The following is a 14080-nucleotide window of genomic DNA, read 5'->3' as shown; positions in this document are numbered from 1 at the left end:
GAGCCTCCAGTCAAAAAAAGGGGCGTCAAGCCTGACACAAGACCAGCAAAAATTCACCCACAGCAACGAATCCGCTACAATAGCCGGCTTTCTGCCCAAACCTCGGAAGCGCCCAACCATGCTTGAAAAACTCTTCAAACTTAGCGAACACGGCACCAATGTGCGCACCGAGCTACTGGCAGGGTTAACCACCTTCCTGACCATGGCTTACATAATTTTCGTCAACCCAGCGATGATGGCCGACGCGGGCATTGATCCTGGCGCCGCCTTTGTAGCAACCTGCCTCGCCGCCGCCATCGGTTCTTTGATCATGGGCCTATGGGCTAACTACCCTATCGCCTTGGCACCAGGCATGGGTTTGAATGCCTTTTTCTCCTACACCGTGGTCGGCTCCATGGGCTACACCTGGCAAGTCGCACTCGGCGCCGTTTTTCTGTCTGGCTTGATGTTTTTTCTGCTGAGCATCTTCAGAATCCGCGAATGGATCATCAACAGCATCCCTATGGCCTTACGCTCAGCCATTGCTGCCGGCATTGGCTTGTTTCTCGCGCTGATTGCCCTAAAAAGCGCGGGCATCGTCGTCGACCACCCAGCCACGCTGGTCTCGATGGGTGACCTCACTCAGCCCGGAGCGCTGCTCGCGGCAGCCGGTTTCGCCATCATAGTGGCGCTGGCTTACCGCAAGGTCACTGGCGCGGTCATGATCGGCATCTTACTGATAACGGCAATCAGCCTTTTGACCGGATTAACTCAAGCGAACGGTGTGGTATCCGCACCACCCAGCTTGACGCCCACACTGATGCAACTGGATATCAAGGGCGCGCTTGAAGTCGGCATGCTGAGTATCATTTTTGCGTTCCTGTTTGTTGACCTGTTCGATACTTCAGGGACGCTGATTGGCGTTGCCCAACGCGCCAACCTGGTCGACGCGAACGGCAAGATGCCGCGTCTGGGCCGCGCCCTGATGGCAGATAGCACCGCCACCATGGCCGGCGCCGCACTTGGCACCTCCACCACGACCAGTTATATCGAATCCGCTGCTGGCACCGCTGCAGGCGGGCGCACAGGCCTCACAGCCTGCGTGGTGGCCCTGCTATTTCTGCTCAGCCTGTTCTTCTCCCCTTTAGCCGGCGCCGTGCCCGCGTTCGCGACCGCCCCCGCACTACTCTTTGTTGCGGTGCTCATGACTGGCGGGCTAGTACAAGTCGATTGGGATGATCTGACTGAAGCGGCTCCGGTAGTGATTACCGCTATCATGATGCCGCTGACGTTCTCCATTGCTAACGGCATCGCCGCCGGCTTTATCGTCTGGACTGCAATCAAGTTGTTATCCGGACGCTGGCAAGACCTCAACCCCAGTCTCTATATATTGGCCGGGCTCTTTATCATCAAATTGGCGTTATTCAACTAATGGGCCTCGCATTCAATCCAGAAAACTACGCCAACCAGTTGGCGGAAAAGCGCGAGCGCTTATGCAAGTTGCTCGCTCCATTTGAAGCACCTGAACCACAGGTTTTTGCTTCCGCACCGGAGCATTTCCGCCTGCGCGCCGAGTTCCGTCTTTGGTACGACAAAGGCCAGCCCTATTACGCTATGTTTGAGCAAGGCGATAAGCGCAAGCCGGTGCTGATTGACCAACTGCCGATCGCCAGTCGCCGCATTAACGAGTTAATGACACCGCTACTCGAGGCCTGCAAGGCAAATCCACTCTTGGGTCGCAAGCTATTCCAGGTAGAGTTTCTGACTACACTCTCAGGTGAGGCACTGGTTACCCTTTGCTACCACCGTCCACTGGACGATGACTGGGACGAGCCCGCCAAACAGCTTTCAGAAGCACTCAACATCCAGCTAATTGGCCGCAGCCGGGGGCGCAAGCGCGTGCTCGAGCGTGACTTCGTTGTGGAACAACTGAAAGTGGCTGGCCGGAACTGGCGTTATCAGCAGGTAGAGGGCGGTTTCACTCAGCCTAACGGCGGCGTCAATCAGCATATGCTCAGCTGGGCACTCGATGCCGCTGGTAGCAATGACGATGATCTGCTGGAGCTGTACTGCGGTAACGGTAACTTCACCCTTCCGCTCTCCACCCGCTTTCGGCGCGTGATGGCAACCGAACTGGCAAAAAGCTCAGTGAAGTCCGCTGTGGAAAACCTAGCCATGAATGACGTTGAGAACGTCACTCTAGTACGGCTGTCTAGCGAAGAAGTAACCCAAGCACTGACTGGCGTACGTGAATTCCGGCGCCTGCACGACATCGAGCTGCGTGAATTCAACTTCGGCACCGTTTTCGTAGACCCACCGAGAGCAGGGCTGGACGCTGCAACGCTGGAACTGGTCAAAGGCTACCAGCGCGTAATTTACATCTCCTGCAACCCAGAAACCCTGGCGCAGAACCTGGAAGAGCTGAGTAAAAGCCATCGAATAACGCGTTGCGCGCTATTCGATCAGTTTCCGTATAGCCATCATATGGAGAGTGGGGTGTTATTGGAGCGGCGCTGAGCTTACCAGCACTCTCCCAGAGGTTTGGTATTATTCGCTATTGATCGCGCCCCGGTGTTGTCCAACTGAAAATCGCCACACGGATCAGCAGACATTTTTCCGCTGCGAGTGGCCCTGAGCGCAAAGCTGTTTCGAGTCGGCGTACCCTGGGCCGCGATATCGTAGTACTTCGTCCCCGTATCTGGCACCACTGTGCCGAACACAGCGGGCAAAGCTCCACCCGCAGCCACATAAGTACCATTCACTGAATAATAACGCTCAAGGGCCTGGGCCCCTTCCATCAAAGCGGCCTTGGCCTCGGCGCGCATGCCCTTCCGAACATGCTCCAAGTATGAAGGGTAAGCAATAGCAGAGAGAATACCGACTATCGCCACCACAATCATCAGCTCGATCAGAGTGAACCCTGACGCCGCATTCATCTGCGTTCGAACATTGCTCATTGTAGCTGTCTCCATGACTGACGCCCCACCGGCCCAGGGTCACCGGCTTCCAGCGTGATACCCAGCGTACCCTTGGAACCAGACGTGTATTTATATTCACGATCGCCGTCGCCTACGATCCCAGGCGTTTTTATGATCTCATCAAAGCCCTTACCCCCAACTGGCAGTGTCGCGTCCCCCACACTAATAAAGTCGCTGTCGTCAATGAGGCCGTCACCGTTGACATCGAAAACCGAATAGGTCAACCGCTGCCCACTCACTGCATCCAGTTCATTCAGCCAACTCCGTCCACCAAAATCGCAAGGGTCCGAGGAAGGAATAATGCTGGTAAAGATAAGCCGTCCAAATCGGAGCAAGGGTGCGCTAACCACTCGCTCGCCATTGGCGCTGCCTGAACCAGGATATTTCAAGTCAAGATACCAGCCGCTCTTCGCAGGGTAATCGACCTGATTATCAGAGTACACGCGTGCATCACCAAAGCCGGTCACATTACCTTGATAAACGATGGTCTGCCGCACCAACGAGCTCAGCGATACGGTTGACGCGTTGTCGCGCACACCGTAGAACCGCTGCAGCTGGGGCGAACTACCCACTACGTTATCCCCGTCACGGAAGTAACTACCCGTTCCAAAGTACACCATATAGCCGCCGTCCGGGTGCGGGCCCACTAAAGGACGACTGGTAATAGGTTGACTGACCCCGTCTGATGCCACGCTTATTAGCGGCGCTGGATTCTTCCCGTTTGAGAACGCAACTCCCCACTTATTGGTATTACTGCTATTGATATCAAACTTCCAAAGATTGCCGTTGAGATCACCTGCATATATGTAGTCAGCAATGCGGTCACCATCCACATCTACAGGCGATACTGGTCCCAGGCCGTTGTCCGTGCCAGCTTGCCCGGTATCGATCGCTTTGATCAGAGAACCATCCGCGAGATTGACGATGAGCAGCTTAACCGAGTCGCCACTGTTGTAGCCGTTCCCAAACACAGCTGCCCAGTCTCCATTTTGGAGCCGGACAAAAGTCGGATAGTTAATACCTGAGCCAATACCATGCCCACCGACGCTATCAGTCAACTCCCACAAAACGCTGTTCGCAGAAAAGCTTGTTGGATTGCTAATATCCAGCGCAAATACACTCTTGCCACCAGCGCCCAAGCTGCCTACCAAGACTGATTTCCAGCCGCCCCCGATGTAAGCATCGCCGGCCCTGGGCGTACCATCCACAAAATACTCATGCGCATAATCAGGATCCGCCAAATTATCAAGGCGTGGCACAACCGAACCCGGCACATAAGCAAAAAACTCACGACCTGTCTCCGCATGCACCCCGTGAAGCATACCGTCGTTTGCACCGAATAAAATGGTAGGCGGACGAGAACTCTTGCCGCTTAGAAAACTACTGTAGCGAAGCCCTTCATCGCCAGGCAGCAAACTGTAACCAAAGTTATCCGCACCGGAAAATACCGGGTCAGAATTTACTATGTCACCAAGCAGCACGCTACGGTTACGTAAAGTCCCACCTTTTGACCGCTCGTTATCGTCGGAACCGCGCACCCAGTCAATAATGGCTTCGCCTTCAGCCTGCGTTCCCAACCCATTGCGCTGAGTTGGACTTAGGGATGAATAATATTGAACGGTAAACGGTATCCCTGAACTGCCGTTCCACGAAAATACGCTTCGTCCTATATCCGTAGTGATTGTGTTGTCTGTACTCCAAATTTCTTTATTAACAGTGCCATCAGTTTTCAGCGAGAAAGCGCTTAGCTCGCCAGACCAGTCACCGCTATCGAACTGCGCTTGGTAAATTAGAGTTCCGGTATCCAGCTGAGTCGAGCTCGCCGCTACACTTGACGCAGAGCCAACGCGCGCCAGTACAGTACCCAAGATGCTTTTCATCTCTTTAGACACTTCGGCGGGTGTGTTGGCATTCAGTAGCGCGCCTCGACCATTGATAGTGCCATGCCACAAATCATCCACGGATTTAGGGTTGCGGTCAGAAAAACTGGTCCACCACGACGGAGGATTAGCATAGGGATCAGTAAGATTGTTAGGATCAAACAGTAGCCCCTTGGTACCCAGCGTTACAGCGTAGGTGTTCATGTGAAGGTTACTGTTGCAGTCCAACGATGGATCTCTGGAGGAGAGACTGCACTCCGACGGAACCGGAACCCTGCCAGCGGGGAATCCGGTTCCGGAACGTAGCGGTACAGAAGTGCTCTCGAAATACTTCATTGCAATATCTGCCAACGTGCCGCTCACGGTATCTGCGTAAGGTGCTCCCTTCAACCCATCATAATTGGAGTTGTCAACGCTCGAGGCATTAGAGTATCCGTCTGTAAACAACACAGTGGCATTGGACTGACATGCAAACTCGATAATGTCACTTTGATTTTTAAACTTGCTACCCGCCTCGTTTATTGCTTCTCGGTTTGGCGTGCCACCTAATCCATTATTAATAACGTAATCGTAAACGCTCTCCAGCAGCAGCGACTTATCTGAACTTGAGGAGAGATTGCGCATATCTACATTCCCGCTGCGCTTATTAATGGTAAACATACCCACACGTGCGGCATTAATATCGACGAAAGAGGAAGCAATGCCGCCCCTTGTAGCCATATGCCGTTTACGATAATAGGTAAACCAGTTGGCGAAGTTCTGGATCATCGCATCGTATGCTGCCGTGCTAGAAAAGTTTGCACTCTTAATTTCGTATAGATAAAGGTCCGGTTTAGACGCGCCTGGACTGTAACCTGCTACCAAAGGCGGAGCTGAATTTTTGTAGCCGAACGATGCAGCAATAGGTGTTTTTGTGTAAAAGGTCGCGGGGAAATAGGAAATGCCGTAGCTAGTGGCATTTGACACACCGATTGCGCTGTCGGGCACGGTTACCTGATTAGCCAATTTTTGCCATTTGTTCTTGGCGTAAATACGCACGTCTTTATCCAACACCATTCCATCGTAGAGACGAAACGTCCAGTTTGAAATGTTGCTTTCCTGTGCAACGGTGAGATTCATCGTACCCGCAGCGTTGGTCTTCGGCTCGAAACGCGCTGCTGTAGCAGTCGAATCACCGTAAGTATCACTTGCTGTAGAGGGCCAAGGATCGTAAGTTACGGCCGGATCAAAATAAGCCGCATTGAAGTTGGGAGAGCGCGCCCAGGCAAAGCGCGGAATTGGCGGAATAGCGTAATGGTCATTGCTACCGTCACCATAGCGCCGGCGACCATTGTAAGAACCACTTTCACCATTGGGGAAAAGATATATATATTTCTTCCAAGTGCCGTTAGCACCACCGGCAGCGTTGAAGTTCAAAACATCAGCGCCTGCGGTAACATCACTGGTAACTTCGGCGTTAGTGCTCCAGCCAGTGAAGCTGTCAGACGCGGTATTCCACCAGCCCGCCCCGTCGTTAGTGGGTATCAGTACTTCAGAGTCCATACTCCCGGAATCATCCAGCGCCAGTAGGATATTGGGCTTCACCGGTGTGGTAAGAAACAGCGGCACAGTGGCTAGCGGCACATCCGCCTGCACAGTAGCTGAAAACGCAATCATTAAGCCAACGCTCAAGGCAGCGAGACGACCCGCACGCGGAACACCATAGGTAAGATTCATTCCGACTTCCTCAATTATCCAGACGATAGGTGGTCTCAACCGCCACCATGGAGTTGTCGCTAACACCGAAGCCCCTAGCGACAACCTTGTAGATATCTACAACTTTCGGGGCGGTATCCGCCGCCAAATCCCCTTGAGGATCAAACACCGAAGGATATTTCTGCACATAATATTGTGGCTGACGCGACACATCATCTAGCCCAGAGGTCGTCCGCCATCCAGCGGAGCTTTTATCCTTCCACTCAGGCACAACACATCTAGTGCTGGTGTCCGTGGCGCTGTCGCAGACCGTGAACAGCCCGCCCGAGCCATTGAAAGAAAGAGATACGCTTGTTGTCTCCAATAGCCGCTCTCCTTCGCGGGTAGCCGCTTCTGCCGCCTGAAAGGCAGTATTCAAGTCTCGAGAGTTACCGGCCATGCGCTCTTGCAATGTAGAGCTTTGCACGGCAGCAAGGCCAATCATCGTTAAGAGCAACAAAAATATAAGACTCACCATAAGCACCGCTCCCTGCTGGGAAGTGCGGGTATGGTGCTCGAAATACTTTTTCATCGTTCTGTTCGTCCTTATGGGATCCGGTTACGAATGGCAACAACACCCTCATAGGCATCGCGGAGAGCGCCATCTGCGTCCATGACGCTATCGTTAAATTCAATGCTTTGAGCAAAATTGCCTGTAGCAGTATTATCTTCAGAGCCCGCTACCAAGATCGCGATACGAACACTCGCTACACGTGACCAATCAGTAATCGCATCTGCTGTGCGGTAAACATTGGCGGCCCGATTACCAGTGGTATCGACGCCGAATTCCAGCTGCAGATTTTCGACACCATCAACTAGCTCAACATCTACCGCCGCGTCCGAGCTGTTTTTTACGCGCATCCAGAGCGCATCCACCGAGCGCCCCGCCACGGTATTTCTCCCGCTGGGGGCCACATAATAAGTAACACTTTCGAACGCCATTACCTCTGCATCAGCGCCATACAACTTACTTAATTTATTGTTACTGTTACTTCCAGAAGAATGAACGATAGTGACCTTTTTATCTTCGTTTTGCTGTACGTTATTAACAACATTGAAAATATCAGCATTCACACAATCAGAAATTATAAGGGTATCGTTCTTCTCAAATCCGGGGCGATTGTCGACCAGCTTTATATTGGCATTGTTAGATGTGAGCACACCTGTCAGCCTAGCGCCCTGCCCAGAGGCACGCCTGACCTCCACAACATCTGTGCCCGCTTTCGCTTTCCAACTATTGGAAGCTGTCACATTATTGTAGGCGGCCATGAAATTCGAGGAATCGAAGTTCATAAATTCTTCTGCCGGCTCAGCGAGCACGTTGACGGCCACCCGATCCAGATTCCCACACCCCATGTAGCCAGCCATCCGAAGGTCTCGGCTTATATAATCGAAAGCGAAACGCGCATTTTCCTGGTTGCGAGACATCACTTCCTGCATGCGATAAACGTTTTTGCTGGTGATAAAAATCTGGATAATTGCTGCACTGAGAATAAGCCCGATGACCATGGCAACCATCAATTCAATCAGGCTAATGCCACGCTGCCGGCAAGCTGGAGTCATACAATTAGCAAAAATCATAGTTGGGTCTCGAATTTAAATTCCTGCACCTGGTCACCACTAATACGACTTTCATCCCATTGCACGGTAATGGTAGTAATATTGCCAGCCGTCTGAATTGCACCTTTCCCGCTGGGCAGCGATGAAGCCAGTTCGGCTTTCCAATTACCCAGGTCAGCACCCACAATACCGGTACCGCTTGAGCTGCTATCGACTGTAGTCGCGTAACCGCCTGCGCGTGCTACCGCCCGGTTCGCGCGCATCCTATCGGCTATGTCATATGCGAGGACTGCTGCATGGGTGCGAACCGACGCCGTCTGGTTGAATTTCATGGCGTTGAGCTGGAGGCCTGCCATGCCGAGCAATCCGACTGACAGAATCACTATTGTCACCAAGACCTCCAGCAAACTAAACCCCTTTGAAACGGTATTCGGCATTAGCAGGATCTCCTGGACATAGTGACCCGACCCGCGATATTCACCGAAATATCCCGTTCGTACCGGCACAAATCCGTAGCTACACGGTAAGCTAATACACTTGCCCCGCTAGCGCTCGGGTTAGCTAGGTAACCGCGAGAGTCGAATTGAAGACTTCCTGCGCTACTGGTTAGCGTCGCGCGCTCTAACGCCGGGAACGTTTTGATGACCTCTGTGCCAACAGCAACCTGAAAGCCGCCGGTCCAGCTACCTGCTGAGATTGGCTCGAAAGTTACCGTTTCACCGCGTTTTACGGCCTCCAGCCTCGCGAGTGAAAGTGCGGACACAATTGCGTCACGCTGAGACTCCGCACTATTGCCTCTCACCATTTCGGTGAAGCTGGGTACAGCGATCGATAGTAAAATCGCAAGCACCACCACAGTCACCATTAGCTCGATCAAGGTGAACCCTTTCTCACTTCGCATCAAAAAAATCCCCTTTGTAGTGCGAGAACTATAAGAATAGGTTTACATGATGTCTTCTCATTACCGATAACTGGTCGCATAGAGCAGACGATAGGTTTCGTCTGCTGGGGATGCGTGCCAGCATGGCTCCAGGAACGAGCAATGCACATTAAAGGTTTCACACTCGTCGAAATGTTGATCACATTGTTGTTACTGACAATTATGCTAAACATAGGCCTGCCCTCCTTTGTGAATTTGGTGGACAACCACCGACTAGACGTAGGCAAAGAGCAACTGGCGCGCAGCATTCAACAGACACGCGAAGAAGCCGTGCGCCGCAATCAGTCGGTGACTATGGCGCCAAAAGGTGGCGATTGGAATGAGGGGTGGCGAGTTTTTCTCGACCATAATCGTAATGCGAGATTTGACGGCGCAGACGAGTTATTGGGCGAGCACATCGCTGCGCGAGTCAGCAACATAAGTGGCAGCGGCGCACTCTCGAGTTATTTACGATACAACGGTATGGGAGAGTCGGAACTGCTGCATGGTGGATTCTTAGCAGGTACGTTGCGCTTGTGTCCGGTGGGAAAAGGGCGCGACGGTAGAATGCTGATCATCAACCGTGTGGGTCGCTTGAGAATGGACAGGGGGCAGATCGCTGAAAAGTACTGCCCGAATGACCGATAAGGATTTTTTGCAAAACACTTGTGCTGGCGTAGCTAGGTTAAAAAGTCGCCCCGCGATTGGTTAACCACGAACATATCGACCAGCTGACTACTGTGCCTGGGCCGTTTTACGCCCTAACCCTACGAGGGAGTGGAGACAGAGAGCTCGGTAGCGGGAGTACGAGCTAGCGCTAACAAACCTCCCAGAATACTGCCTTGGAGTACTTGAGCGAGTCTTGGCGAGGAGCTACTAGCGTCAATGAAGTTGCCGCTGGCCGAGCGCAGCTCGGCCTTTGGTTTTCTTAAGTCCGGTATTCCGCATTAATGCGTACATACTCGTGCGACAGATCGGTGGTCCAAAGGGTTTCACTGTAGTCGCCACGACCAAGCTCGATACGAATGGTGATTTCCGCCTTAGCCATCACCCCGGCGCCCTGCTCTTCCCTATACTCTTCAGCACGGCTGCCATTGCGAGCAATGCAGACGTCGTCTAGATAAACGTCAATCTGCTCAACATCCAGGCTCGGCACACCGGCATAACCCACTGCCGCCAAGATCCGGCCCCAGTTTGGGTCAGAGGCGAAAAGTGCGGTTTTAATTAGCGGTGAGTGCGCTACGGCGTAACCCACATCAAGACATTCATCCCGGTTGCCACCGCCGTTAACCTGAATAGTAACAAACTTGGTGGCGCCCTCGCCGTCCCGGACGATTGCCTGAGCCAGCTCTAGCATGACGGCATTGATCGCTTCTGCGAGGTGTTGATATTCGCCGCTTTCTGCTGAGCTAATTTCTGGCATCTCAGCCTGCCCGGTTGCGATTAGCATGCATGAGTCGTTGGTGCTGGTATCGCCATCAATGGTGATGCGATTGAACGACAGATCGGCTGCCGCTTTGACTATCTGTTGCAACAGCGGCTGTGCAACTTTGGCGTCGGTCGCCACATAACCCAACATTGTCGCCATATTTGGGCGGATCATGCCGGCACCCTTTGAGATACCGGTAATGGTAATCGTCTGCCCAGCCAGCATGATCTGCCGGCTACTACCTTTGGGCTGCGTGTCGGTGGTCATGATGCCTTCGGCAGCAACAGCCCAATTATCTTCAGCAAGATCGGCCAGAGCGGCAGGCATTGCCTCGATCACCTTGGCCGCTGGGAGCAATTCACCAATCACTCCGGTACTGAAGGGCAGTACCTGCTGTGAATTCACGCCACATAGATCGGCGAGCGCCTCACACGTACTTAGCGCTGCCTGCATCCCGGGCTTGCCGGTACCCGCATTGGCGTTGCCGGTATTCACCAACAAGTAACGTGGCGCGCTGCTCAGGTGTTTACGCGTGAGCGTCACTGGCGCGGCGCAAAAGGCGTTGGTGGTAAAGACGCCGGCAATGCTCGCGCCCTCTGCAGCTTCCATGATCACTACGTCTTTACGCCCTGCTCGCTTGATGCCAGCAGAGGCGATACCAAGACGAAAACCGGGAACCGGATGCAGAACAGGCAAGGGACCGAGACCGACGGGCATGGCGGACACTCCGAAGAAAATAGATTATAGGAACTGGAAGCAATTGTGGGGGTTGCGAAAAAATCGTCAACCCCCACATTAGGCACTTCAAACTACAAATTTAACGCATCAAGCGCACGTCAACTTATCTGCCCATGGCAGTGCTTGTACTTCTTACCGGACCCACATGGACAAACATCGTTGCGCCCGACCTTCGGTCCTTCACGCGTGACAGGTGCGCCTGCCTGGGCTGGCTGATCGCCTTCGTCTGCAGCGTGGTCAAGGTCGGAGACACTATTGATCTCTTCGTGCTTGAATTGCATGCGGCGTTGCATTTCTTCTGCTTGCTGGCGCAGACGTGCTTCTTCCTCTGCAGGATCGTCACGTTTAATCTGCACGTGGCTCAACACCCGCACAGTGTCACGCTTGAGGGTGCCGAGCATTTCTTCAAACAGGTTAAAAGCCTCACGCTTGTATTCCTGCTTGGGGTTCTTTTGTGCATAACCACGCAGGTGAATACCCTGACGCAGGTGATCCATTGTGGCCAAATGCTCTTTCCACAGGTCGTCCAGCACACGCAACAGCATCTGCTTTTCAAACGAGCGCATGGCTTCAGCGCCGGCCAGCAATTCTTTCTCTTCGTATGCCAGTACCAGAGCTTCAAGCACGCGCTGGTTGACGCCTTGTTCGGCCAACGTTTCGTTCTCGTCCAGCCACTGCTGTACGGGCAAGTGAAGGCCCAGTTCGGTAGCTAACTGTTGCTCCAGGCCAGAAATATCCCACTGCTCAGGCAGGCTGCCAGCAGGCATATGTTGCCCTACCAGGTCGGAAACGACGTCTTCGCGAATCGCCTGAATGGTGTCTGAAACCGTCTCGCTAGCAAGAATAGAATTACGCTGCCCGTAGATGACTTTGCGCTGCTCGTTAGCAACGTCATCATATTCCAGCAACTGTTTACGAATATCGAAGTTACGGCCTTCAACCTTGCGCTGCGCCTTCTCGATGGCATTGGTGACCATGCGATGTTCGATCGCCTCACCTTTCTCCATACCCAAGGCTTTCATGAAGTTTTTTACCCGATCCGATGCGAAGATGCGCATCAGACTGTCTTCGAGCGACAGGTAAAAGCGGCTGGAGCCCGGATCGCCTTGGCGACCAGCACGACCGCGAAGCTGATTGTCGATACGGCGCGATTCGTGACGCTCACAGGCAATGATATGCAGACCGCCCGCTTCCAGCACTTGCTGGTGGCGCTGCTGCCATTCATCCTTGATCTGGGCCACTTGTTGATCGGTTGGAGCCTCTAGGCTAGCAACCTCGGCCTCCCAGCTACCGCCAAGAATAATATCGGTACCACGACCAGCCATGTTAGTGGCGATAGTAACGGCGCCGGGGCGCCCAGCTTGCGCGATAATTTCGGCTTCTTTTTCGTGGTATTTAGCGTTCAACACCTTGTGCGGAATCTCTTCGCGGACCAGCAGCTGAGCGACCATTTCTGACGATTCGATGGAAGCAGTACCCACCAGCGCAGGGCGACCACTTTCCATGCACTGTTTTATATCTGCAACGATTGCCGCGAATTTTTCATCAATGCTGAGATAGACCAGATCGTTGTGATCCTTACGGACCATCGGCTTGTTGGTAGGGATAACCAACACATCCAGGCCGTAAATCTGCCGGAACTCGAACGCTTCAGTATCAGCGGTACCTGTCATACCGGACAGCTTTGGATAAAGACGGAAATAATTCTGGAAGGTGGTTGAAGCCAGTGTCTGACTTTCTGCCTGGATCTTCAGGTCTTCCTTCGCTTCGATGGCTTGATGCAAGCCTTCTGAAAGGCGGCGACCAGGCATGGTTCGACCAGTATGCTCATCAACCAGCAGAACCTGATTATTCTGCACTATGTATTCCACGTTACGATGAAACAGCGTGTGCGCACGCAGCCCCGAATGCACGTGGTGTAACAGATTAAGGTTCTGCGCGGCGTAAAGGCTGTCGCCCTCTTCCAGCAAGCCTTCCTTTACCAGCAGCTCTTCAACAAACTGATGGCCAGCTTCGTTTAGTTCAACCTGGCGGGTCTTTTCGTCGATGCTGTAATGACCATCAACCTCTTCTTCCGCTTCTTCTGCGGGATAACCACGTTTGAGAAGCGGAATCAAAGTATTAATCGCCGTATAGAGGCGAGAACTGTCTTCAGCAGGACCAGAGATGATCAGCGGCGTACGCGCCTCATCGATCAAAATGGAGTCAACCTCATCGACTACCGCAAAATTCGGTTCACGCTGAAACTTGTCTTCCATGCGGAAGGCCATGTTGTCGCGCAGGTAGTCGAAGCCAAGCTCGTTGTTGGTGCCATAGGTGATATCACACCGATAAGACTGGCGCTTATCCTGCGGATCCTGAAATGGCACTACTACACCAACCGTCATTCCGAGGAATTCATACAGCGGGCGCATGGTGTTGGCGTCACGTGCGGCCAGGTAATCGTTCACGGTGACCACGTGCACGCCCTTGCCAGACAGCGCGTTAAGGTAGACCGGCAGGGTCGCAACCAGCGTTTTACCTTCACCGGTTTTCATCTCGGCAATTTTGCCTTCGTGCAGCGTCATACCACCCATCATCTGCACATCGAAGTGACGCATGCCCATGACTCGCTTACTGGCCTCGCGCACCAATGCAAAAGCTTCAGGCAGGATGGCATCAAGGGATTCGCCACCTGCTACGCGCTGCCTGAGTTCCTCCGTCTTCGCCTTAAGCTGTTCGTCGCTAAGTGCGTTGAAGCTTTCTTCCAGAGCGCTGATCGCACTGACGACCTTGCTCATCCGCTTCAACTCACGATCGTTCTTGCTTCCCAACAGCTTTCTCATTAAAGGCGCAAACATAGTCGACTTCGATATCCATTTGG

At 53.1% G+C, this 14080-nt stretch carries 11 protein-coding genes; 3 read left to right on the top strand and 8 right to left on the bottom strand.

The window, feature by feature from the left end; all coding sequences use genetic code 11:
- Positions 1–118 precede the first annotated feature (118 nt).
- Both AC1XYH_RS02445 and trmA read left to right on the top strand, forming a co-directional pair.
- Positions 119–1411 carry an NCS2 family permease gene (locus AC1XYH_RS02445; protein ID WP_483325080.1) on the top strand — a complete coding sequence of 431 codons (1293 nt, stop codon included), beginning with the start codon at positions 119–121 and terminating at the stop codon, positions 1409–1411.
- Positions 1411–2496 carry a tRNA (uridine(54)-C5)-methyltransferase TrmA gene (gene trmA / locus AC1XYH_RS02440; protein ID WP_483325079.1) on the top strand — a complete coding sequence of 362 codons (1086 nt, stop codon included), beginning with the start codon at positions 1411–1413 and terminating at the stop codon, positions 2494–2496. Before AC1XYH_RS02445 ends, trmA begins: the two co-directional genes overlap by 1 nt.
- Positions 2497–2498: 2 nt before the next feature.
- Here the strand turns inward: trmA and AC1XYH_RS02435 are convergent, their stop codons facing one another.
- The 6 genes from AC1XYH_RS02435 to AC1XYH_RS02410 are packed head-to-tail and all read right to left on the bottom strand — an operon-like array spanning position 2499 to position 8996.
- On the bottom strand, positions 2499–2936 hold the full coding sequence (locus AC1XYH_RS02435) for a type IV pilin protein (RefSeq protein WP_483325078.1): 438 nt from the start codon (positions 2934–2936) through the stop codon (positions 2499–2501).
- Positions 2933–6553 carry a pilus assembly protein gene (locus AC1XYH_RS02430; protein WP_483325077.1) on the bottom strand — a complete coding sequence of 1207 codons (3621 nt, stop codon included), beginning with the start codon at positions 6551–6553 and terminating at the stop codon, positions 2933–2935. Before AC1XYH_RS02430 ends, AC1XYH_RS02435 begins: the two co-directional genes overlap by 4 nt.
- A gap of 10 nt (positions 6554–6563) precedes the next feature.
- Positions 6564–7103 carry a pilus assembly PilX family protein gene (locus tag AC1XYH_RS02425; RefSeq protein WP_483325076.1) on the bottom strand — a complete coding sequence of 180 codons (540 nt, stop codon included), beginning with the start codon at positions 7101–7103 and terminating at the stop codon, positions 6564–6566.
- 14 nt (positions 7104–7117) lie between these two features.
- Positions 7118–8152, bottom strand: coding sequence for a PilW family protein (locus tag AC1XYH_RS02420; protein WP_483325075.1), 1035 nt, complete (start codon positions 8150–8152; stop codon positions 7118–7120).
- Positions 8149–8568 carry a type IV pilus modification protein PilV gene (gene pilV / locus AC1XYH_RS02415; RefSeq protein ID WP_483325074.1) on the bottom strand — a complete coding sequence of 140 codons (420 nt, stop codon included), beginning with the start codon at positions 8566–8568 and terminating at the stop codon, positions 8149–8151. The genes AC1XYH_RS02420 and pilV overlap by 4 nt, the downstream gene beginning before the upstream one ends.
- Entirely contained in the window at positions 8568–8996 is a 429-nt protein-coding gene (locus AC1XYH_RS02410; protein ID WP_483326285.1) for a GspH/FimT family pseudopilin, read from the bottom strand. Before AC1XYH_RS02410 ends, pilV begins: the two co-directional genes overlap by 1 nt.
- A gap of 177 nt (positions 8997–9173) precedes the next feature.
- Here AC1XYH_RS02410 and AC1XYH_RS02405 point away from each other — a divergent pair, with 177 nt between their 5' ends.
- Positions 9174–9698 carry a GspH/FimT family pseudopilin gene (locus tag AC1XYH_RS02405; protein WP_483325073.1) on the top strand — a complete coding sequence of 175 codons (525 nt, stop codon included), beginning with the start codon at positions 9174–9176 and terminating at the stop codon, positions 9696–9698.
- A gap of 280 nt (positions 9699–9978) precedes the next feature.
- On the opposite strand, the gene argJ is transcribed toward AC1XYH_RS02405, so the two are convergent.
- Together argJ and secA are read right to left on the bottom strand one after the other, a co-directional pair.
- Positions 9979–11196, bottom strand: coding sequence for a bifunctional glutamate N-acetyltransferase/amino-acid acetyltransferase ArgJ (gene argJ, locus AC1XYH_RS02400; RefSeq protein WP_483325072.1), 1218 nt, complete (start codon positions 11194–11196; stop codon positions 9979–9981).
- A 119-nt stretch (positions 11197–11315) separates the two neighbouring features.
- Entirely contained in the window at positions 11316–14057 is a 2742-nt protein-coding gene (gene secA, locus AC1XYH_RS02395; RefSeq protein WP_483325071.1) for a preprotein translocase subunit SecA, read from the bottom strand.
- Between the last annotated feature and the right edge of the window lie 23 nt (positions 14058–14080).

Source organism: Pseudomonas sp. GW-45 (assembly GCF_056896675.1).
The sequence above is the reverse complement of the archived record's forward strand: the minus strand, read 5'-3'. Positions and strand labels throughout refer to the sequence as shown.